The following is a 20,495-nucleotide window of genomic DNA, read 5'->3' as shown; positions in this document are numbered from 1 at the left end:
GGAGAACGCGACTCATGACGAACCCGGCGGAACGACTCGTCGACCTGCTCGACCTGGAGCAGATCGAGGTCAACATATTCCGTGGCCGCAGCCCGCAGGAGTCCCTGCAGCGGGTCTTCGGCGGGCAGGTGGCGGGCCAGGCCCTCGTCGCCGCCGGCCGCACCACGGACGCGGAACGGCCCGTGCACTCGCTGCACGCGTACTTCCTGCGTCCGGGCCGGCCGGGCGTGCCCATCGTGTACCAGGTCGAACGGGTCAGGGACGGGCGGTCGTTCACCACACGCCGCGTCACCGCCGTGCAGCAGGGCCGCACGATCTTCAATCTGACCGCCTCCTTCCACAAACCTGAAGAGGGGAGCTTCGAGCACCAGTTGCCGCCGGCCCGCGAAGTCCCGGATCCCGAGTCGCTCCCGAGCGTCACCCAGGAGATCAAGGAGCATCTGGGCGCGCTCCCCGAGACACTGGAGCGCATGGCCCGGCGCCAGCCCTTCGACATCCGCTACGCGGACCGGCTGCGCTGGACCCCCGAGGAGATCGAGCACGCCGAGCCGCGCAGCGCCGTGTGGATGCGCGCCGTCGGTCCGTTGGGTGACGACCCGCTGGTCCACACCTGCGCACTCACCTACGCGAGCGACATGACCCTCCTGGACGCCGTCCGTATTCCGGTGGAACCCCTCTGGGGCCGGCGCGGTTTCGACATGGCCTCCCTGGACCACGCCATGTGGTTCCACCGGCCGTTCCGCGCCGACGAGTGGTTCCTCTACGACCAGGAGTCTCCGATCGCGACGGGCGGCCGGGGTCTGGCCCGGGGCCGTATCTACGACGTGGAGGGACGGCTGCTCGTCTCCGTCGTGCAGGAGGGGTTGTTCCGCAAGCTCGAGAGCTGACGGGTCGGGCGGGTCCGGGTCAGGAGTTTCTGCGCCTGAGCCGGTCGAGGAGGCGCCGGGGACGCTCCGGTTCGTCGATCACGTGCCGGGCTGCCTCGACCGCTCGCCCCGGCCCGGCCGGGTGGGGCACTCCGGCCGCGTGCAGCACCGGCACCGGCCGTCGCCGCGCAGTGGGCGTCCGGTGCCTGCCGAGCGAGGTCGGCCGGTCATGACGCAGGTCGTGGCTCCTGGGCCACGGCGCAGGCTCCGTCGTCGGTCGTGGGGCGGGCCGACGGTGGCGCGCCTCCTCCAGTCCGTTGGCCAGGTCGGCGCGGAGCCAGCCGATCTCGTCCGGATCCGCCGCTGTCAGGATCCGGGCGGTGATGCGGGCGGCGGGCGAATCGGGCGTCTCATGGCCGCCCTTGTCGGGCCGGTACCGGTTCAGGTAGGCACGCTCGTAGGGATCGGCGACGATCTCGGCGACCTGCCCGGAATCGAGCAGCGACGCCACGGCCGCGGCGCGTTCCCATGGATCCTGGGCCTGCCGGAGCAGAAAGCCCAGGTACCGCCCTCGCCAGTTCCGCGCCCGCAGATCCAGGCCGGTGTCCAGCTGGCCGCGCAGCCCCTCGGGCAGACGGCTGTTCAACAGTGGTGCGTTCTCCTTGTTCGCGGCGAACTGCTTCAGTTCCTCGGCGAGGTACAGCCACACCACGGCCCGGTAGCGGTTCAGGTAGAACTTGACGGGAACGATGAGGCCCAGGCGTGCGAAGCGGGTGAACCGGCCGGTCGTGATGTCCATGAGGGCCGCACCCTCGGAGGTACCGACCGCTTTGACGCGTTCTCGCAGAGCCTCCGGAAAGCCTGCCTCGGACCGCACCCTCTCGATCTCCGGGCGGGTCACGCGACGCCCTCCGCCGCCCTCGTCGGGCACCGTGCGGATGCGGCCGAGTCGTACGGCGAGGTCGAACTCCCCTCGCTTGAGCTCCAGTTCGCGCGCGGCGCGGCTCGGTGTCAGTGCGGGTCGCGCCTCGGACCTGACGGTCTGCGTGATGGTGTCGCCGGCCATGGTGTTCTCCCCCGTGCAGCGGTGTGCGTGTGCGTTCGCTTGCTTCGGGAAAAACCGTAGCCGGTTCGGCGTTCTTCGCGCCGGGCCTGTGGATAACCTCGATCGCGCTGACATCTGCGCAGTTCAGAGACCTGCAGAAAATTCTAGATGTCTATCGAGGACGAGTGCTCGGGCTGTCGCACATCGACGTGGAGGTGCTCTCCGACCCGGTTGACGAGCAGCGTCATCTCGTACGCGACCTGGCCGATGTCCGCTTCCGCCGCGCTGAGCACGCAGAGGCAGCTGCCGGTGCCCGCCGCCGTGACGAGGAGGAGCGCGTCGTCGAACTCGATCATCGTCTGGCGCACGCGGCCCGCGCCGAAATGCCGGCCGGAACCTTTCGCCAGACTGTGCAGACCCGAGGAGACGGCGGCGAGATGTTCGGCGTCCTCACGCCTCAGGCTTGTGCTCGCCCCGGTCACCAGTCCGTCGTTGGACAGCACCAGCGCGTGGCGTATGTGCTCGACACGCTGGGTCAGGTCGTCGAGCAGCCAGTCGAGCCCCTGGTTCTCCGCCATGATCCGTCTCCCCGTGTATGCGTGGCGCCTCCTGGCCGGAGGATCCGATCGACCAGCCTTCCCCACCGTCGGCGTCCGGGCAAGGAGGATGGGGGGCATGGCACAGAAGATGACCGATGAGGAATGGCGGGCATTCGTCTCGCACGGAACCCGCACCGGCAAATTGTCGACCGTCCGGGCCGACGGACGTCCGCATGTGGCGCCGATCTGGTTCCTGCTCGACGGGCAGGACCTGGTCTTCAACACGGGGAAGGACACGGTCAAGGGGCGGAATCTGGCCCGGGACGGACGGGTGGCCCTGTGTGTGGACGACGACCGGCCTCCGTACGCCTACGTCGTCCTGCAGGGGCGCGCCCGGATCTCGGAGGACCTCGACGACGTACGGCTGTGGGCCGGACGGATCGGCGCCCGGTACATGGGTGCGGAGCGCGCCGAGGAGTTCGCGTCCCGTAACGGCGTGCCCGGCGAACTCCTAGTCCGCGTGACGATCGAGAAGGTTCTCGCGGAGGCTTCGGTCTCCGACTGAATCCCGCGGCACGGGGCGTGCGTGGCACCAGGCCCGCACGCCTGGTGCCACGCGTGCGGTGCCGCATGTGCGGTGCCGTACGTCAGCGGGCCGGGTCGAGCAGCCGGGCGGTGTGCATCCGTCCGGCTGCTCGACGAGACGTATCAGCGCCTCCCTCCCCGAGCCGGACGGATGGAGCGACAGACCCGATCCGATGGTGATACGCCCGAAGTCCATGGCGACGGTCGTCGTGACCTTCCGGTCCACGCCGACCGCGCCGACCAGGGTGGTCTTGCCGACGCCGAAGCCGCCGGCAACGAGGATCTTCAGCGCCAGGGCAGTCGTCTCACCGCTGGTGACATCGGAGTGTTCGGGGACCATCGCTCTCTTCTCTCGGGAGGGCCGGGTTGCAATGTGACGCGCAGGTGGTGGGGAACGACCGCATCACGCTCGAACGTGTGCGCCGCCTGGCGTTTCGCGTCGGCGTTCGACCGTGTCGCTCGCGTGCGATGCGGGATCATGCGGTGCATGAGCGACGACCACACGCATGTTCAGGAGTTCTTCTCGGCCCGCGCCGCCCACTGGGACGAGCGGTTCCCCGACGACGGCCCGGTGTACGCGGCGGCCGTCTCCGGGCTGGGACTGCAGGAGGGCGACCGCGTGCTCGACGCGGGCTGCGGTACGGGACGGGCCCTGCCGCCCCTCAGGGACGCCGTGGGGCCTTCGGGCGTGGTCCTCGGCGCGGACCTGACGCCGGCCATGCTGCACGCCGCGGTACGGGCCGGCCGGGACCGGGCCGGACGGTTGCTCCTCGCCGACGTGGCACGGCTGCCGCTGCGCCCGGAGTCGCTCGATGCGGTCTTCGCGGCCGGGCTCGTCGCGCACCTTCCCGACCCGGAGGCGAACCTGCGGGAGTTGGCGCGGGTCGTACGGCCCGGCGGGATCCTGGCGCTCTTCCATCCGATCGGCCGGGCCGCCCTGGCGGCGCGCCAAGGGCGGCGGATCACGCCGGACGACCTGCGCGCGAAGGGCAACCTCGGGCCGTTGCTGTCCACCTCGGGCTGGCACATGACGGCGTACGTGGACGAGGACACCCGGTTCCTCGCGCTGGCGGAACGCCGTCCCTGACCTCGCGGTTCAGGGTCGTCCTGGGCGCGCTCCGCAGGAGGAGCGGGCACCGCCCGTACCGCTGGACGAGGGCGGCCGCTGGCGCTTCACGTCACTGCCCTCTTCTGCAGTCGAAGCTTCAACTCTACGTTGAATGGAGGCATATGGGTGATGACCGATGAAATAGCGCGTTGGGGAAGGTGGCCCGAATGTCAGGCACACTGGCCAAACTCAGAAAGCTCCTCGCACGCCTGGGAACAGCCGGCTCCCAGGGGTCCGTCCGGCCCCCCGGGCCTCGTCCTGAGAATCCGAAGAAGCGGACACACAACCTGTTCGAAGCCGCCGCGGCGTACGTGTCCGCCGGCGCCGAGGACGATCAGGACGGGGTCGACGAGGCCGCGACCTGGGTGTCGCCGGAAGCACTCTCGTTCGGCGTGAACGAGCTGGCGTGCCGAGCCGTCATCGCGCTCGCGCGGGAACGCGACGAGTCGCCCAACGCCGTGGCCCGGACCCTTCTGGGGCTGCCGGCCGCCTGACGGGAGCGGGGGGGGCGGATCGCCCGGACCCGGCCGAGGACAGGGCGTCCGCCGGTGGTCGATCCGCTCCCGCACGAGACGACGGACGAAGCTACTCACGAGTTCCAGCCTCGTGACAAGGGACGTGGGCGCGCATTAGGGTGCGCCGACGGATGTAGTGATGGGGAGGCTGGGATGGCCGGGACGGACGATGCGGCCGTCGCCGCCGGGGACGACGACGCACTGTATGTGCTCACCGCGGTGCTGTTGACGCCGGCGCAGTTCCCCAGCGTGCTGGGCGACGACTACCCGGAGGCCTGTGCGGCACTCGGCCTCGTGCCCGTCGCCGACGGGTACGGCCTGGTACTGGGTCAGGACGGCGACGGGGCACGGTGGACCGTCGTCATCGACGACGTCTCACTGGTGGCCGTCGCCGTCGCCTCCTGGGACTGCGGGATGGAGTACGACCTGTCGCCGGACGATCGCTCGATGGTGGCGGCGCTGCCCGGGTGGCCGCTCGCCCTGGCGGTCGCGGCGCCCGGTGTGCCCGCTCCGCACGACCCCGCGCCGGAGATCGGCGATCAGACCCCGCTGTGTCCGCCGGACACGTCCACCTGGGGTGCCGCTCAACGGCGCCTCGGTGCCGACGAGATCGCGCTGCAGTGGGCCGCCTGGCGCGAACAGATCGACGAGAGCGCATTTGCCGCTCCGACGGACGGCAAGACCGTCGCGAGTGACGAATCCGGGCACGACGCCCCGGACGGGGGCCCCGGACGGGCGCCGCTCACCGGCATCAGGCGCGTCCTCCATGAAGCGCGTTCGTACGTGGACACTCCTCCGCCGCTCGGCCGCGTGCGCTCGTCCTTCGCCCCGGGGGACGCGCGGATGCTGCGGGCCGACGGGCCCGGCTGGTCGATGGTGGCGCGGACCGACGACATCGCCTTCATCCTGCTCGACGAGAAGCCCGGAGAGATCCTCACGGTCGGCCGCGGTCCCGAACTGCCCGGCCTGCTGGAGGCCCTCGACAAGATGGCGGTACGCCCCAACTGAGCCCGACGAGCCACCGAACTCCAGCCGAACGCCGACAGGCGGCGGGCCGGGAGCGTCGGGCCGGGGCGTCGGGCGGCACGTAACCGCCCGTGGACCGCACCTCGGCGGGCCCACGAACGGTGACATGATCGGCTCCCGTGCTCCGGAAGGGGAACTCCCCTGACCGCGAACAGCGAACAGCGAACTGCGGACCGCGGGTGGTTCAGCGGCCCAACTCCTTGCGACCGACGCGGCGCAGCCTGCGCCGCTGCGAGGGGTCCAGCGTCAGATACGCCGCCGCGGGAACCCCCACGACGATCAGCAGGGCGGCCCACCAGGGCACAAAGAAGAGCAGGATGATGCCGACCGCGACACCACCTGCGGCTATTTTCGCGTTCCTTGACATGTGCGTAGCCTCCTCAGCGGCCACTGCCGCTCTCTGTCTTGAGAACGGACCCGCGCTCCCGACGGTTCCGGACCGTGACCCTGATACGACCCTGAGGCGCGCCCCCTACTCGCCCCTGAGAGCGGCTCTCCGACCTGCTTACGTGCCCTGCGGGGCATGACAGCAGGAGCCCACGCCCCCTCCAGCCGGGTAAGCGATACCCGGCTCCCGACAGTGTGCGCGCAGCGGGGAGCGCGCGACAGCCCGTCGGAAGTCCCGCGTCACGGATGCGGCGCTGTGCGTTCCCTTCGCCGTGCTGTACCCTCGGCGACCCCGGCCCCAAGTAGTCAAATTTGAGAAACGCAGTCATCGCTGTGCAGAGGATTCCTGCCCCGACTCCCTTCGAGATCGCCGAACTGGCCCGTCGCTGCGCCGTTTTCGTCCCCGCCGATCCGGCCCGGACGGGCAGGGTCGCCTTCTGGCTGCCCGACGGCGAAGAGCCTCCCCATGTCGACTCCGGCTCCGTGGAGGAGCTGACGGTCGCCCTTCCCGGCGAGGACGGTGTCGAGCTGGTGCGGGTGCCGGCCGTCGTACTGCCGGTGCGGGCGGCGCTGCCGGTCCTCACGCGTGCGCGTACCGCTTCGCAGGCCCATGGGGCGAGCGCCTTCTGGGGCGCCGCGGCCGTGCTGGCGCTGCAACTCGCCGCACGCGGGCTGCTGCTGCCCGGCCTGAGCGCCGGTGACCACGACGCATGGCGCGCAGGTCCGCTGAGTGCGCAGGACCTGGAACGGATCCGCGAGCTGGCCGCCGCCATGCCGCCGCACGCCCACGCGGTACCCGTCGACGAGGCACGACCGCTGCGACTGCCCGATCCCGAGCGGCTGCTGCGTGCCTTCCTCGACGCCGTCGCCGACACACTCCCCCGCTCCCCCGCCGCGTCGCTCGCCGCGGGCGGCCCGGCCTTCGCCGCCGCGCAACCGCAGCACGTACCAGAACACCGCGCGTGGGCCGCCGATGTCGCGGCGGGGCACGACGCCGGTGTGCGGATCTCGCTGCGTGTCGAGGTGCCGGGCCTCGCGTCGGCCACGTCGGACGAGACCCGGTTGCCGCTGCGTGCGGTGCTGCAACTGCACAGCGTCAGCGACCCGGCCCTGCTGGCGGACGCGGCCGAGGTGTGGAGCGGGTCGAGCCCCGCCTTCGGCCCGCGCGCGCGGATGGACGCACTCCTCGCGCTGCGCCGTGCCGTCCGGGCCTGGGCCCCGCTGGCTCCCCTGCTGTCGGCGGCCGTACCCGACACGATCGAACTCGCCGACGAGGAGGTCGCCGAACTCCTGGGCGGGGGAGCCCGGGCGCTGGCCGCCGCCGGTGTGGAGGTGCACTGGCCCAGGGAACTGTCACACAGGCTGACGGCCCGCGCGGTCATCGGTCCGCCGGACGACGGGCGAGGCGCGAGCGGACCGGCCCCGGACACTCCCTCCTTCCTGTCGGCGGACGCGCTGCTGGCCTTCTCGTGGTGGTTCGCGCTGGGAGACCAGCAGCTGACCCGCGAGGAACTGGACCGGCTCGCCGAGGCGAACCGCCCCGTGGTACGGCTGCGTGACCAGTGGGTACTCGTCGATCCGCAGGAGGTGCGCCGGGCCCGCGCCCAGCAGGACCGCAAGCTGACACCGGTCGACGCGCTGAGCGCCGTCCTCACGGGTTCCACGGAGGTCGACGGCCTCAGGGTCGACGTGCGGCCCACGGGGTGGCTGGCGACGCTGCGGGACCACCTCTCGGACCCGGAAGGGCAGGAGCCGGTCGGACAGCCGGCCGCACTCGCCGCGACCCTGCGCGACTACCAGCTGCGGGGACTCGGCTGGCTGGCCCGGATGACGTCTCTCGGACTGGGCGGCTGCCTCGCGGACGACATGGGCCTGGGCAAGACGATCACGCTCATCGCACTGCATCTGCACCGGCAGACCGACGGGCCCACCGCGGGCCCCACGCTCGTCGTCTGTCCGACGTCCCTGATGGGCAACTGGCAGCGCGAGATCGAGCGGTTCGCTCCGGGCACTCCCGTCCGCCGCTTCCACGGCGCGCGGCGGAGCCTGAACGGGATCGCCGCCGGTGAGTTCGTCCTGACGACCTACGGCACCATGCGGCTCGACACGGCACGTCTGGCGGACAGGTCGTGGGGCATGGTCGTCGCCGACGAGGCACAGCACGTGAAGAACCCGTACTCGGACACGGCCCGGCAGCTGCGGACGATCGGCGCACGCGCACGCGTGGCGCTCACCGGCACTCCGGTGGAGAACAACCTCTCCGAGCTGTGGGCGATCCTCGACTGGACGACACCAGGCCTGCTGGGCCGGCTCGGGACGTTCCGCAACCAGTACGCGAAGGCCGTCGAGGGCGGGCAGGACCCGGGGGCGGCGGACCGGCTCGCCCGCCTCGTGGCGCCGTTCCTCCTGCGCCGCCGCAAGTCCGATCCCGGTATCGCACCGGAGCTTCCGCCCAAGACCGAGACCGACCGTGCCGTATCGCTCACCAAGGAACAGGCCGGTCTGTACGAGGCGGTGGTCCGCGAGACCCTCGCGGAGATCACTGGCGCCGACAGCATGGCCCGGCGGGGGCTGATCGTGAAGCTCCTCACCGGGCTGAAGCAGATCTGCAACCACCCGGCGCAGTTCCTCAAGGAGGACCGGCCGAAGATCGCCGGGCGGTCCGGAAAGCTGGAGCTGCTGGACGAGTTGCTCGACACCATCCTCTCCGAGGAGGCATGCGTTCTGGTCTTCACGCAGTACGTGCGCATGGCGCGCCTGATCGAACGCCACCTGACCGCACGTGGTGTGCACTCGCAGTTCCTGCACGGCGGCACGTCGGTCCCCGAGCGTGAGGCCATGGTGCAGCGCTTCCAGGACGGCGAGGTACCCGTCTTCCTGTTGTCGTTGAAGGCGGCGGGCACGGGCCTGAACCTCACGCGGGCCGAGCACGTCGTGCACTACGACCGCTGGTGGAACCCCGCAGTCGAGGCGCAGGCCACCGACCGTGCGTACCGCATCGGTCAGACGCGACCGGTGCAGGTGCACCGGCTGATCGCCGAAGGGACGATCGAGGACCGCATCGCGGACATGCTGCTGCGCAAGCGGGAGCTGGCGGACGCGGTGCTCGGTTCCGGGGAGTCGGCCCTCACCGAACTGAGCGACGCGCAGCTGGCCGACCTGGTGGAACTGCGAGGGGGCGCCTGATGAGCGATCCGTACGAGAACACTCCGGAGCGCACCTTCGCCGCTCTGCCGCCGGCACGCGGCCGGGGGTTCGCACAGCGCTGGTGGGGACAGGCCTGGCTCCGGGCGCTGGAGGACGCCGCGCTGGACTCGGAGCAGTTGCGGGTGGGCCGCCGTCTCGCGCGTGCGGGGGCCGTGGGCGCCGTGTCGGTCCGCCCCGGGCGCGTCACCGCGGTGGTCCAGGACCGCGACCGCACCGCGCACCGTGCGGACGTCCTGCTGCAGGAGCTGTCCGGGGAGCAGTGGGACCGCTTCCTCGGCATGGCCGTCGAGCGGGCGGGGCACATCGCGGCACTGCTCGACCGCGAGATGCCGCCGCACCTCGTCGAGGACGCCGCGAGTGCCGGCATCGAACTCCTGCCGGGCCTGGGCGACCTGGAGGCGGAGTGCGACTGCGACGCGTGGGACCACTGTGGTCACACCGCCGCGCTGTGCTATCAGGTGGCGCGGCTGCTGGACCAGGATCCTTTCGTGCTGCTCCTGCTGCGCGGCCGCGGCGAACGCGAACTGCTCGACGAGGTCCAGAGGCACAGCGTCTCCCGGTCCGCGACGGGAACCGGGACCGGGACCGCAGCGGTTCGACAGGACGCGCAGGAGGGTGTGGACGCCGCCGGGGCGTATGCGGCGGGCGACATCCTGCCGTCGCTGCCCGGGGCACCTGCCGTGCCCCCGGAGCCGGGCCTGCCGCCCTCGCTGGACACGGAGACCGCTCCCGCGCCCGGAGTCGATCCGGCCGCGCTGGAGTTCCTGGCGGCACAGGCCGCGCGTGAGGCGTACCGGCTGCTCGTCGACGCGCTGGCAGCGGACCATGAACAGCGCGCTCCGGAGACCGGCCTGACGCCCGCGCAGGATGCCGTACGACTGGCGTCGGGCCGGCCCGACGCCGCGTCGGCCGATCGGCTCGCGAAGGGTTCGGGACGCGACCGTGAAGGCCTGGCGCTCGCGGTCCGCGCCTGGGAGTACGGAGGTGCGGCCGCCCTCGACGTACTCGAGGCGGACCGGCCGGCGCAGACGTACGCACGTGCGCGTGCCGCCCTGGAGTCGGCCTGGGAGGACGACGAGCGGCCTGCCCTGCACGCGGCCCGCAACCGCTGGACCACTGCCGACGGACGGATCCAGCTCCGTCCGGGACCGGACGGCCGCTGGTGGCCGTACCGCAAGGAGCGGGGCCGTTGGGCCCCCGCCGGTCCTGCCGCCCAAGACCCCGCGACGGCGCTCGCCCTGGCCGAGGGACAGGAGTGACACCGGACCGGGAACCAGGCGGGGCACGGCCCGCCCCCAGCGGATGAGCGCCGGACGCCCGGAGTTCACCCACCGGTCGTCCGGCGTTCGGGGCGAGGGCGAAATCTGGCGACTGTCATCGAACGTGTGCCCCAGGAGGCCCCATGTCCCCGTACGCCGCAGGTCGGCGCCGTGTCCACCGTTCCCTTGCCGTGGGCGTGCCGCTCGCCGTGCTGGCCGCCTTCGCTGCGGCGGGCCCCGCGGTCGGCACACCTTCCGGCGGTGCGCGGGTCACGGGCTCCGCGACGCTCGGCGACGTCCCGCTGGGCACGTTCAGCAACGGACTGCTGCCGGGCACGGTCGCCGACGACCGGGGTGTGGACCTGGGCGGCATCGGGAGCGACATCTACCCGGCGGGCCGCAAGGGGGAGTTCTGGACCGTCACGGATCGCGGGCCCAACGGCCAGATCAAGGTCGACGGGGTGAAGCGCCGTACGTTTCCCGTGCCCGGCTTCGACCCGGCGATCGTGAAGATACGGGTGTCGGGTGCCTCCGTGAAGGTACTGGACGCGATCCCGGTCACCACCGCCCCGGGCAAGCCCGTCACAGGCCTGCCCAACCAGGAGGCACGCGACGAGGCGCCGTACTCCTATGACGCGAGGACGCCGGTCCCGTACGACCCGAACGGTCTGGACACCGAAGGGATCGTGCGCGCCGAGGACGGCAGTTTCTGGCTCGTCGACGAGTACGGGCCTTCACTGGTCCACGTCTCCACGCGCGGGAAGGTGCTCACCCGGTACGTCCCGAAGGGGCTGAAGCTGACCGGCGCGGGCTACCCGGTGGTCGAGGCGCTGCCCTCGGTCCTGCTGCACCGGAAGATCAACCGCGGCTTCGAAGGTCTCGCCCAACTGCCCGGCGGTGACCTGGTGCTGGCCGTTCAGAGTCCGCTGTCCCTGCCGGACACGGATGCGGGTGAGGAGTCGCTGACCGCGCGTCTGCTGCGCTTCTCTCCGAAGAAGCGGGCCGTCACCGCCGAGTACGCGTACAGGTTCGACCCGGTGGGCACGGTCGACCCGGGCGAGGACGACACCTCCGAGCTGAAGATCTCGTCCGTGGTGGCCGTCGGCCGCGACCGGCTGCTGGTCGAGGAGCGCACCGACAGGGCCGCCCGGCTGCAGGTCGTGCAGCTCGGCCGGAGCGCGGACATCCTCGGCGACAAGTGGGACGACAGCACCACGTCGCCCTCCCTGGAGCAGCTGGCGGATCCCGCCGCGTCCGGTGTCCCCGTACTGCGCAAGCGCCTCGTCGTGGACCTCGGCGGGGTGAAGGGGGTACCCGGGAAGATCGAGGGTGTCGCGCGCGTGGACCGCGACACGCTCGCGCTCATCAACGACAACGACTTCGGGATGACGGACGGGGCGGAGGCCTTCGACGCGCAGGGCCGCCTGGTGGACAGCGGGATCGAGACCACCGTGACGTACGTACGCCTTCCGCACGGGATCTGAACGGGGAGCCGCGCGCGGCCCGGTCACGCCACGCGCGCGTGGCTCACTTCAGTGGCCCGGTGAGCTTGCGGTTCCCCTCGCCGATGTCCGCGGCCAGGCTGCAGGCGACGTTGTCGATGCCGACGCCGAAGCCCGCCGGATCCGGGTACTGCACCAGGGTGCCGCGTACGGTGCCCGCGGGTTGCTCGGCAGCCTTGGTGTCCAAGAATTCCTGACAGAGGTCGGATGCCGCCTTCTCGAGGGCGGCATCGGTTGTGTACGCGCCTTCCAGTTCGGCCACTTTCACGACCTCGGCGTCGTGCTTCCCTGTGCACGGACGCTTCACCGCCCGGCCCGGCCGCCCCTCGTCGGCGTCGAAGCAGTCGCCGGTTCGCAGCATGTAGTACGGGACCTCGTCGCTCGCCCGCGACGGCAGGAGGGATTCCAGTCCGCTGGGCAGTTCGGAGGGCCCGCCGGACGGCAGGGAGGGCAGTTCGCTCGGCAGCTGCGAGGGGATGCTCGGTGAGGGCGACGGCGACCGTTCCGTGCCGGAACCTCTCCGCTCGGGCGACTTCCCGCCCGAGGAGCCGTCCCTACCGGTGACCATCAGCACGGCCGCCGCGACCGCGCCGAGTCCCACGATCACGGCCAGCAGGAGCAGGAGCATCCTGCGCCGGCCGGGGCCGCCCGGTGGTCCGGGCGGTGGTCCGGGCGGTGGTCCGGGCGGTGGCGACGGTGGCTGCCGGCCGCCTCCCCCGCCGTTCCAGGGCGGCCCCTCGTTTCCGGAGGGTGGACCGTAACCCTCCGGAGGGGGCCCGAAACCCTCGGGAGGAGGTCCGAAGCCTCCGGGAGGCGGACCGTACCCGCCACCACCGGTGGGCGGCGTGTTGTCCGGCGGCCGAGGAGGCTCGGGCGGTAAGGGCGGCGTGGCCATACCGTCAAGAGTCGCCTCGAACCGGTCACGAAGCGACCCCTGCGCGGAACTTGCTACGGACTCATCGCCCGGACCGCATGATTCCGGACGCTTCCGCGCAGAGGCCGTCGTCCACCCTGGCGGCGCTCAGCCGCGGGCGGCCAGCAGGTGGTCCATCGCCAGCTGGTCGAGCCGCTCGAACGCCATCCCGCGCGCGGCTGCCGCCTCGACGTCGAACTCCTCGAAGGAGGCACGGTCCGCGAGCAGTGCCTGCAGACCGTCCGAGGCGGTGGGCTGCGCCAGTTCGTCCAGGCGCGAGGCCCGCAGTGCCTCCTGGACCTCGGGGTCGGCCCGGAAGGCTGCGGCCCGCTCCTGCAGGATCAGGTAGTTGCGCATGCAGCCCGCTGCCGAGGCCCAGACGCCGTCGTAGTCCTCGGTCCGCGGCGGCTTGAAGTCGAAGTGCTTCGGGCCCGCGTAACCGGCCGTCTCCAGGAGGTCCACCAGCCAGAAGGCCGCTCGCAGATCGCCCCCTCCGAAGCGCAGGTCCTGGTCGTACTTGATGCCGTTCTGGCCGTTGAGGTCGATGTGGAAGAGCTTGCCCGCCCACAGCGCCTGAGCGATGCCGTGCGGGAAGTTCAGCCCGGCCATCTGCTCGTGGCCGACCTCGGGGTTGACGCCGTACAGCTCCGGCCGCTCCAGGCGCTCGATGAAGGCCAACGCGTGGCCGACCGTCGGCAGGAGGATGTCGCCGCGTGGCTCGTTCGGCTTCGGCTCGATCGCGAAACGCAGGTCGTAGCCCTGCGAGGTCACGTACTCGCCGAGGAGGTCGAAGGCTTCCTTCATCCGGTCCAGCGCGACGCGTACGTCCTTGGCGGCACCGGACTCGGCACCCTCACGGCCGCCCCACGCGACGTAGACCTCCGCGCCCAGTTCGACCGCCAGGTCGATGTTGCGGATCGTCTTGCGCAGCGCGTAGCGGCGCACGTCCCGGTCGTTGGCGGTGAAGGCGCCGTCCTTGAAGACGGGGTGTGTGAACAGGTTCGTGGTGGCCATCGGCACGGTCATACCGGTCGTGTCGAGAGCCTGCCTGAAGCGCTTGATGTGTGACTCGCGCTCGGTCTCCGAGGATCCGAAGGGGATCAGGTCGTCGTCGTGGAAAGTCACTCCGTAGGCGCCGAGTTCCGACAGGCGCTGCACCGACTCGACCGGGTCCAGGGCGGCCCGGGTGGCGTCGCCGAACGGGTCCCTTCCCTGCCAGCCGACGGTCCACAGGCCGAAGGTGAACCTGTCCTCGGGGGTGGGCTGGTAGTTCATGCCGCGGCTCCTTGCTTGCTCCGACTATTTCGTCATGGCGCTTAACAAATTAGTATGCGAAGGCATCTCTGGGAAGGGACAAGATGTCCCCGAAGAGGCGCAACGAGTCCGTCCGGGGCTGTGACGACCCGGCGGGAACCGCAAAACACCAGGTCAGATCCCGCGGAGCCGCGGAAGAGGGAGAGCCCGATGTCAGCAGCCGAGGGTCCGCTCGTCGTCGGTGTGGACACGTCCACCCAGTCCACCAAGGCCCTGGTCGTGGACGTGGCCACCGGAAAGGTCGTGGCGAGCGGCCAGGCGCCGCACACCGTGTCCTCGGGAGCGGGCCGCGAGAGCGACCCGCGGCAGTGGTGGGACGCGCTGCGCGAGGCGCTGCACCAGTGCGGCGACGCGGCGCGCGAGGCCGCCGCGGTGTCCGTCGGCGGCCAGCAGCACGGGCTCGTCACACTCGACGCCCAGGGCGCTCCGGTACGTCCCGCGCTGCTGTGGAACGACGTGCGGTCGGCGCCGCAGGCCCGCCGCCTCGTGGAGGAACTGGGCGGCCCGAAGGCGTGGGCCGAGCGCACCGGGACGGTGCCGGGCGCGTCCATCACCGTCACCAAGTGGGCATGGCTCGCCGAGCACGAACCCGAGTCCGTCCGCGCCGCTGCCTCCGTACGGCTGCCCCACGACTACCTCACCGAGCTCCTCACGGGGGTGGGCACGACCGACCGCGGCGACGCCTCCGGTACGGGCTGGTGGGCGTCCGGGACGGAGGCGTACGACGAGGAGGTCCTCGGCCACGTGGGGCTCGATCCGGCCCTGCTGCCCCGGGTGGCCCGGCCCGGCGAGGTCGTCGGGACCGTGCGTGACGCGGCCGGCCTGCCCTTCGCCAAGGGCACGCTGGTCGCTCCCGGTACCGGTGACAACGCCGCCGCCGCGCTGGGCCTCGGGCTGCACCCGGGCACCGCGGTGCTCAGCCTCGGCACGTCGGGCACCGTGTACGCGGTGTCGACGCGGCGGCCCGCGGACCCCACCGGCACCGTGGCCGGTTTCGCCGACGCGCGGGGCGACTGGCTGCCGCTGGCCTGCACCCTCAACTGCACCCTTGCCGTGGACCGCGTCGCCACCCTGCTCGGCATCGACCGGGAAGCCGTCGAGCCCGGTACGAGTGTGACGCTGCTCCCCTACCTGGACGGCGAGCGCACCCCGAACCTGCCGCACGCCTCGGGCCTGCTGCACGGGCTGCGGCACGACACGACCCCGGGGCAGCTGCTCCAGGCGGCGTACGACGGGGCCGTCCACTCGCTGCTCGGCGCCCTCGACCTGGTGCTCGACGAGGAATCCGACCGTTCGGCGCCGCTCCTGCTCATCGGCGGAGGCGCACGCGGGAGGGCCTGGCAGCAGACCGTACGCCGGCTGTCGGGACGTCCCGTCCAGGTGCCCGAGGCCAGGGAACTGGTCGCGCTCGGCGCCGCCGCGCAGGCCGCGGGCGTGCTCACCGGGGAGGATCCGGCGGCGGTGGCCCGGCGCTGGAACACGGCGCGCGGGCCGGTGCTGGAGGCCGGGGAGCGGGACGAGGCGGCGCTGGCGCGGATCGCCGGGGTACTCTCCGACGCGGCTCCGTTGCTGGAACGGGGGTCCGATCGGCGCTGACGGATTCGCCTCCGGGGAGCGGGGCCGGTTGTCGCCCGCTCCCCCGAGGCGCCGGCGCGCAGAGGACAGCCCTCAGGGGACCGGCCGGACGAGGACCGACTCAGGTATGACCGCACCGCTGCACGAGGCCCATCCCAGCAGTCCCGGCCGACGGCTGCCCGACACGCAACAGGGCATGCGGCGCCGCAACCTCTCGCGGGTGCTGCACACCGTCAACGCCGAGGGGCCGCTGTCCCGTGCGGCCGTCGCCTCGCGCATCGGACTGACCCGGGCGGCCGTCTCCACCCTCGTGGACGAACTGATCCGCTCAGGACTCCTCGACGAGCTGGGTCCCGAGCGCCCTGGACGGGTGGGGCGGCCGGGTTCGGCGCTGGCCCTGAGCGGGCGCGGCCCGGCGGGGATCGGGGCGGAGATCGGCGTCGACCACCTCGCCGTGTGCGCGGTCGACCTGCGCGGCAAGGTGCGTGCCCGCATCGTGCGGCACGCCGCCAACCGCGGCCGCGCGCCCGGGCCCGTGCTGCGGGACCTGACCGGTCTGGTACGCCGGATCGTCGCCGAGGCGGACCAGGAGGGGCTGTGGCCGGCGGGTCTGGCCGTCGCCGTGCCCGGTCTGGTCGCACGGGACGCCCGGACCGTGGTGCGCGCCCCCAAACCTCGGCTGGCACGACACGGACCTCGGGCCCCTGCTGCCGGACGGACTGCCGCTGACCGTCGACAACGAGGCGAACTTCGGCGGCCTGGCCGAACTATGGCTCAACGAGGAGGCGCCGCGCGACTTCCTGCACGTCTCCGCGGAGATCGGTATCGGCGGGGCCGTGGTGGTGGACGGGCGGCTGTTGCGGGGGACGCGCGGCTTCGCGGGCGAGCTGGGACATGTGCCGGTGCGGCCCGAGGGCCCCGCGTGCGCCTGTGGCGGGCGCGGCTGCCTCGAGCAGTACGCGGGCGAGGAGGCCGTGCTGCGCGCGGCCGGGCTGCAGCCCGGCGAGGACCGCGTCGGACTGCTGGCCGAGCATGCCGCGGGGGGCGACAAGAACGTACGGCGAGCTCTGCGTGACGCCGGTACCGCGCTGGGCATCGCGTTGACGGGTGCCGTCAATCTGCTGGATCCCGAGACCGTCGTGCTGGGCGGGGCGCTGTCCGGGCTCGCACCCTGGCTGCTGCCGTCGCTCGAGCGGGAGTTGGCCCGCAGGACGGCGGGCCCCGCCTGCGCGGTGTCGGTCTCAAGGCTCGGTCCGGAGGGCCCGCTGCTCGGCGCCGCGCATTCGGTCGTACGGGCCGTGCTGGACGATCCCGCGGCGGTGGGGGGCGGGGCGTAACGGCGGGCGCCGGGCGTGGTCGGGGCTGGGGCTGGGGCTGGTGCTGGGGCTGGTGCTCGTGACCTGAGCGCCGACACCGACACCGATGTTGATGCTGATGCCGGCAGCAGGAAGCCGTGATCCCCCCTTTCGGGTGACCGAGTTGTCCACAATCACAGTGCTGTCCACGGATCCGGGCCGACTCCTCCTCCTCAACCGGCGCGGCCCGTACCGTGATTCACGCGAGACGCCGCCATCGGGTGAACGGAGCAGTGCAAGCATGAGTGACCTTCGGATTCTGACCGTGCGCCCCGAACCGGGCGAGTACGCCTGGACGTTCGGCGGCGTGCCGCCCGTCGCCCGCATCGCGCCGGGCACGGTCCTCGACCTCTACACGGAGGACTGCTTCGCCGGGCGGGTGCGCTCGGAGAAGGACCTGGTGTCCGAGGTGTGCGAATTCCCGTTCCTCAATCCGCAGACGGGGCCGTTCCATGTGGAGGGCGCGGAACCGGGTGACACGGTCGCGGTGCACTTCGTGTCGATCGAACCGGCCCGGGACTGGGCGGCGTCGACGACGGTCCCACTCTTCGGGGCGCTCACCTCCACCCACACCACGGCCACGTTGCAGCCGCCGCTGCCGGAGACCGTGTGGATCTGGCAGCTCGACCGGGCGCGCCGCACCGCCCTGTTCAGCGCACGGGACAGCGACATCCGGATCGAACTGCCCATGGATCCGATGCACGGCACCGTGGGGGTGGCGCCGGCCAACCTGGAGGTGCGCTCCGCCCTGGTACCGGACGCGCACGGCGGGAACATGGACACGCCCGAGATGCGGACCGGCGTCACGTGCTACCTCGGCGTGAACGTCGAAGGCGCCCTGCTGAGCCTCGGCGACGGCCACGCACGGCAGGGAGAGGGCGAGACCTGCGGAGTCGCCGTCGAGTGCGCGATGAACACGGTGGTGATCGTCGAGCTGCTCAAGGGGATCGTCACTCCGTGGCCCCGCATCGAGTCCGACACCCACATCATCTCGACCGGCTCGGCACGTCCGCTGGAGGACGCGTTCCGGATATCGCAGCTCGACCTGGTGCGATGGCTGGTGCGTGACTACGGGTTCAGCGAGCGGGACGCCTACCAGTTCGCCACCCAGACCGTCGAGTCACCGCTGGCCAACGTCTGCGACACCAACTACACCTGCGTGGCCAAGATCCGCAAGGAGTGGCTGCCCGAGCGGGAGACGCACCGGGGGCTGCACGCGCGGATGCGGGAGACGGCCGCGGCACTGAGCCGTTGAGTTCCGGCCCCACGGTTCGAGCGCCCCACGCAGCCTGCCGCCACTGCCACCGTTACTTGAGAGGAAATCCGTGGATCGGGCGAAGTTCCTTCCCACCTCCCTGCCCAGCAGGCGGCGCCTGCTGCAGAGTGCGGCTCTCGCCACGCTCTCCACCGCGCTGCTCCCCACCACGCGAGCGGGCGCCGAACCGCAGGGCGTCGACCACCCGCAGTCCGAATGGTCCCCGGCGAGTCCGTCCAACTACACCGTGGCCGGCCGGCCGACGAGCCATCCCATCGACTTCGTCGTCGTCCACGTGACCCAGGCGACCTACTCGGACACCCTCGCCATCTTCCAGAACCCGAAGAAGCAGGTGTCCGCGCACTACGTCGTTCGGTCCGGCGACGGCCACATCGCCCAGATGGTCCGCGAGCGCGACATCGCCTGGCACGCGGGCAACTGGGATTACAACACCCGCAGCATCGGCATCGAGCACGAGGGCTGGGTGGACAGGCCGGCGTACTTCACCAACGCCCTGTACGAGGAGTCGGCAAAACTCACCGCGGCGATCTGTGACAAGTACGAGCTTCCCAAGGACCGTTCACACATCCTCGCGCACTACGAGGTACCCGGCAGCGACCACACGGACCCCGGCCCGCACTGGGACTGGACGCGCTACATCAGACTGGTCAACCTCGCCTAGCAGTGCTTCGTCAGGTTCTTGCCCTGGTTCTGCTGGTTTCGAGGGGCGGCCACAGCAGGCCGTGTTTGAGTTCACGGTAGTCGTGCTCGATCCGCCGGCGCGTCCTCGCCCACCGCACCAGGTCGGCGGCCGGTGTGGTGACGGGCAGGTTCGATGTCCGGCAACCCGTCGGGGTGCCCCGGCCGTCCGGCCGTCCGGCCGTTCGACCAGGACGATCTGGGCGGTCTGGGCGGGCAGGACGCCGTCCCACCGGTTGCGGCCGCCACCCACTTCCTGAGCCGCCGGCCAGGGACGACTGCTTGCCCGCGGGCCGCAGTACGCCACGCGCGGCCACGAACCGGCGTGGCAGGTGGCGTTCCGCCTCGCGTACCTGCAGCGAGGCCCGGAAGCGGCCCGATCGATGACGGGCCGGCACCTCCGGTCCGCTCTCGCTCAGCGGTGGAACCTGTGGACGGGGACGGCTGCCCGCGCCCTCGCCGCCTCCCGGTCAGGAACCCGACCCGCGGCTCGTGGTGCCCCTCGCCCTGGTCGGTCCCGCGGCCACCCGTTCTCGGCCTGTGCGTCTGACGACGGACGGACTCGCCGCGACGCGGTCCCCTCCTGCACACGGTCAGCCTCGATCACAACGGGGGCTGCTCGCGGCGGGACGGTCGGCGTGACGGGCTGGTCGCCCCCGCGTCCGGTTTCACGGTTCGATCCACAAGTCCGGCGGCGCCGAGGCGTACGCCTGGAGCACGGCCACTCCAGCGAAGGCGACCATCGCCATGACCACAAGGAAACCGAGAAAGAAGACCAGGACCGGGTACAGCGGTTCGCCGTACCCCTGCTGCCCGTCCGCGGGTGCGCACACGGCGTGGTCGGGTTGCGCGGGCAGGTAGGCGACGGTCAGTTCGTCACCCACACGGGTCGCCGCCGGGGTCGCGTCGTCCTCGAAGGACACGCGGTCGCCGTCGGGGCCGGCGAACTCGAGGACGAAACGCTGCCTGATCTTCCGGCCCGGTTTCGCGATCGCCGGGTTCGGGTGGCTGTAGACGTGGACGCAACGCGCCGTGGCCCGTTCACCGGTCCGCAGCACATGCCGTCGTGTGCCACGCTCCCTGAGCAGCGCCACGTACGCGTAACCCGTCAGCCAGCACCCCAGCAGGACGACCAGCCCGACCGCACTGAGAAACACTCCGGTCAGTACATCGAAAACCGACACAGGTCCTCACCCCCCGCACCTGCTGTACCCCACGCCGGCGCACCCGTACCCACTCGGTTACCCGCCTCGGCCGTCCGCCTCCGACCCTCCACCTGGCATTCGCGTACCAGACGCTCGCGCACCATCAACGAGTTGGTGCGTCCGGCGCGCGTGCAGGCAGC

17 protein-coding genes and 2 pseudogenes are annotated in these 20,495 nt (G+C 71.7%); 12 read left to right on the top strand and 7 right to left on the bottom strand.

Annotated elements, in window-relative coordinates; translation table 11 throughout:
* The first annotated feature begins 14 nt into the window (after positions 1-14).
* On the top strand, positions 15-887 hold the full coding sequence (locus tag QFZ75_RS34330) for an acyl-CoA thioesterase II (RefSeq protein ID WP_307543199.1): 873 nt from the start codon (positions 15-17) through the stop codon (positions 885-887).
* Between the two features lie 19 nt (positions 888-906).
* On the opposite strand, the gene QFZ75_RS34325 is transcribed toward QFZ75_RS34330, so the two are convergent.
* On the bottom strand, positions 907-1,932 hold the full coding sequence (locus QFZ75_RS34325) for a DUF6397 family protein (protein ID WP_307543197.1): 1,026 nt from the start codon (positions 1,930-1,932) through the stop codon (positions 907-909).
* Positions 1,933-2,075: 143 nt separating this feature from the next.
* The gene (locus tag QFZ75_RS34320; protein WP_307543196.1) at positions 2,076-2,489 is read right to left on the bottom strand and encodes a roadblock/LC7 domain-containing protein; all 414 of its coding nucleotides are present in this window, start codon (positions 2,487-2,489) and stop codon (positions 2,076-2,078) included.
* 97 nt (positions 2,490-2,586) lie between these two features.
* On the opposite strand from QFZ75_RS34320, the gene QFZ75_RS34315 reads away from it, so the two are divergent.
* Positions 2,587-3,015 carry a PPOX class F420-dependent oxidoreductase gene (locus QFZ75_RS34315; protein WP_307543194.1) on the top strand — a complete coding sequence of 143 codons (429 nt, stop codon included), beginning with the start codon at positions 2,587-2,589 and terminating at the stop codon, positions 3,013-3,015.
* Between the two features lie 159 nt (positions 3,016-3,174).
* On the opposite strand, the pseudogene QFZ75_RS34310 reads toward QFZ75_RS34315, so the two are convergent.
* Positions 3,175-3,375 (bottom strand): annotated as a pseudogene (locus QFZ75_RS34310) (ATP-binding protein); the annotation flags it as partial.
* A 147-nt stretch (positions 3,376-3,522) separates the two neighbouring features.
* Here QFZ75_RS34310 and QFZ75_RS34305 point away from each other — a divergent pair.
* The 3 genes from QFZ75_RS34305 (at position 3,523) to QFZ75_RS34295 (ending at position 5,666) form a co-directional block, all read left to right on the top strand.
* On the top strand, positions 3,523-4,122 hold the full coding sequence (locus tag QFZ75_RS34305; RefSeq protein ID WP_307543192.1) for a class I SAM-dependent methyltransferase: 600 nt from the start codon (positions 3,523-3,525) through the stop codon (positions 4,120-4,122).
* Between the two features lie 188 nt (positions 4,123-4,310).
* On the top strand, positions 4,311-4,637 hold the full coding sequence (locus QFZ75_RS34300) for a hypothetical protein (protein WP_307543191.1): 327 nt from the start codon (positions 4,311-4,313) through the stop codon (positions 4,635-4,637).
* Positions 4,638-4,811: 174 nt separating this feature from the next.
* Positions 4,812-5,666, top strand: a complete 855-nt coding sequence (locus QFZ75_RS34295) for a hypothetical protein (RefSeq protein WP_307543190.1) — start codon at positions 4,812-4,814, stop codon at positions 5,664-5,666.
* 202 nt (positions 5,667-5,868) lie between these two features.
* Here QFZ75_RS34295 and QFZ75_RS34290 read toward each other — a convergent pair whose 3' ends face one another.
* Positions 5,869-6,051: a hypothetical protein gene (locus QFZ75_RS34290; RefSeq protein ID WP_307543188.1), complete on the bottom strand. Its 183-nt coding sequence runs from the start codon at positions 6,049-6,051 to the stop codon at positions 5,869-5,871.
* A 353-nt stretch (positions 6,052-6,404) separates the two neighbouring features.
* Between QFZ75_RS34290 and QFZ75_RS34285 the strand changes: the two genes are divergently transcribed.
* The 3 genes from QFZ75_RS34285 to QFZ75_RS34275 all read left to right on the top strand — a co-directional run bounded on the left by QFZ75_RS34285 (position 6,405) and on the right by QFZ75_RS34275 (position 12,021).
* Entirely contained in the window at positions 6,405-9,257 is a 2,853-nt protein-coding gene (locus QFZ75_RS34285; protein ID WP_307543186.1) for a DEAD/DEAH box helicase, read from the top strand.
* Positions 9,257-10,537, top strand: coding sequence for an SWF or SNF family helicase (locus QFZ75_RS34280; RefSeq protein ID WP_307543184.1), 1,281 nt, complete (start codon positions 9,257-9,259; stop codon positions 10,535-10,537). Before QFZ75_RS34285 ends, QFZ75_RS34280 begins: the two co-directional genes overlap by 1 nt.
* A gap of 143 nt (positions 10,538-10,680) precedes the next feature.
* Positions 10,681-12,021, top strand: a complete 1,341-nt coding sequence (locus QFZ75_RS34275; RefSeq protein WP_307543182.1) for an esterase-like activity of phytase family protein — start codon at positions 10,681-10,683, stop codon at positions 12,019-12,021.
* 43 nt (positions 12,022-12,064) lie between these two features.
* Here QFZ75_RS34275 and QFZ75_RS34270 read toward each other — a convergent pair whose 3' ends face one another.
* Both QFZ75_RS34270 and xylA read right to left on the bottom strand, forming a co-directional pair.
* A complete protein-coding gene (locus QFZ75_RS34270) occupies positions 12,065-12,667 on the bottom strand; it encodes a hypothetical protein (protein WP_307543180.1) in 603 nt (200 codons plus the stop codon).
* Between the two features lie 393 nt (positions 12,668-13,060).
* Positions 13,061-14,227 carry a xylose isomerase gene (gene xylA, locus QFZ75_RS34265; protein WP_307543178.1) on the bottom strand — a complete coding sequence of 389 codons (1,167 nt, stop codon included), beginning with the start codon at positions 14,225-14,227 and terminating at the stop codon, positions 13,061-13,063.
* Positions 14,228-14,416: 189 nt separating this feature from the next.
* Between xylA and xylB the strand changes: the two genes are divergently transcribed.
* The 4 genes and pseudogenes from xylB to QFZ75_RS34245 all read left to right on the top strand — a co-directional run bounded on the left by xylB (position 14,417) and on the right by QFZ75_RS34245 (position 19,133).
* Positions 14,417-15,862: a xylulokinase gene (xylB, locus tag QFZ75_RS34260; RefSeq protein WP_307543176.1), complete on the top strand. Its 1,446-nt coding sequence runs from the start codon at positions 14,417-14,419 to the stop codon at positions 15,860-15,862.
* A 106-nt stretch (positions 15,863-15,968) separates the two neighbouring features.
* Positions 15,969-17,178 (top strand): annotated as a pseudogene (locus QFZ75_RS34255) (ROK family protein).
* Positions 17,179-17,437: 259 nt separating this feature from the next.
* Complete coding sequence (locus tag QFZ75_RS34250; RefSeq protein ID WP_307543174.1) at positions 17,438-18,451, top strand: acetamidase/formamidase family protein; 1,014 nt, start codon at positions 17,438-17,440, stop codon at positions 18,449-18,451.
* A gap of 70 nt (positions 18,452-18,521) precedes the next feature.
* Complete coding sequence (locus QFZ75_RS34245) at positions 18,522-19,133, top strand: N-acetylmuramoyl-L-alanine amidase (protein ID WP_307543172.1); 612 nt, start codon at positions 18,522-18,524, stop codon at positions 19,131-19,133.
* A 685-nt stretch (positions 19,134-19,818) separates the two neighbouring features.
* On the opposite strand, the gene QFZ75_RS34240 is transcribed toward QFZ75_RS34245, so the two are convergent.
* A complete protein-coding gene (locus QFZ75_RS34240; RefSeq protein WP_307543171.1) occupies positions 19,819-20,307 on the bottom strand; it encodes a DUF3592 domain-containing protein in 489 nt (162 codons plus the stop codon).
* Positions 20,308-20,495: the final 188 nt, after the last annotated feature.

It is taken from the genome of Streptomyces sp. V3I8, from assembly GCF_030817535.1.
GTDB lineage: Bacteria > Actinomycetota > Actinomycetes > Streptomycetales > Streptomycetaceae > Streptomyces.
The sequence above is the reverse complement of the archived record's forward strand: the minus strand, read 5'-3'. Positions and strand labels throughout refer to the sequence as shown.

Coding starts and splice junctions, on each gene's coding strand:
- QFZ75_RS34250 (WP_307543174.1), top strand. CDS start 17,438: ATGAGTGACCTTCGGATTCTGACCGTGCGCCCCGAACCGGGCGAGTAC.
- QFZ75_RS34295 (WP_307543190.1), top strand. CDS start 4,812: ATGGCCGGGACGGACGATGCGGCCGTCGCCGCCGGGGACGACGACGCA.
- QFZ75_RS34325 (WP_307543197.1), bottom strand. CDS start 1,932: ATGGCCGGCGACACCATCACGCAGACCGTCAGGTCCGAGGCGCGACCC.
- QFZ75_RS34275 (WP_307543182.1), top strand. CDS start 10,681: ATGTCCCCGTACGCCGCAGGTCGGCGCCGTGTCCACCGTTCCCTTGCC.
- QFZ75_RS34315 (WP_307543194.1), top strand. CDS start 2,587: ATGGCACAGAAGATGACCGATGAGGAATGGCGGGCATTCGTCTCGCAC.
- QFZ75_RS34330 (WP_307543199.1), top strand. CDS start 15: ATGACGAACCCGGCGGAACGACTCGTCGACCTGCTCGACCTGGAGCAG.
- QFZ75_RS34270 (WP_307543180.1), bottom strand. CDS start 12,667: ATGCTCCTGCTCCTGCTGGCCGTGATCGTGGGACTCGGCGCGGTCGCG.
- QFZ75_RS34320 (WP_307543196.1), bottom strand. CDS start 2,489: ATGGCGGAGAACCAGGGGCTCGACTGGCTGCTCGACGACCTGACCCAG.
- QFZ75_RS34300 (WP_307543191.1), top strand. CDS start 4,311: ATGTCAGGCACACTGGCCAAACTCAGAAAGCTCCTCGCACGCCTGGGA.
- xylB (WP_307543176.1), top strand. CDS start 14,417: ATGTCAGCAGCCGAGGGTCCGCTCGTCGTCGGTGTGGACACGTCCACC.
- xylA (WP_307543178.1), bottom strand. CDS start 14,227: ATGAACTACCAGCCCACCCCCGAGGACAGGTTCACCTTCGGCCTGTGG.
- QFZ75_RS34305 (WP_307543192.1), top strand. CDS start 3,523: ATGAGCGACGACCACACGCATGTTCAGGAGTTCTTCTCGGCCCGCGCC.
- QFZ75_RS34290 (WP_307543188.1), bottom strand. CDS start 6,051: ATGTCAAGGAACGCGAAAATAGCCGCAGGTGGTGTCGCGGTCGGCATC.
- QFZ75_RS34280 (WP_307543184.1), top strand. CDS start 9,257: ATGAGCGATCCGTACGAGAACACTCCGGAGCGCACCTTCGCCGCTCTG.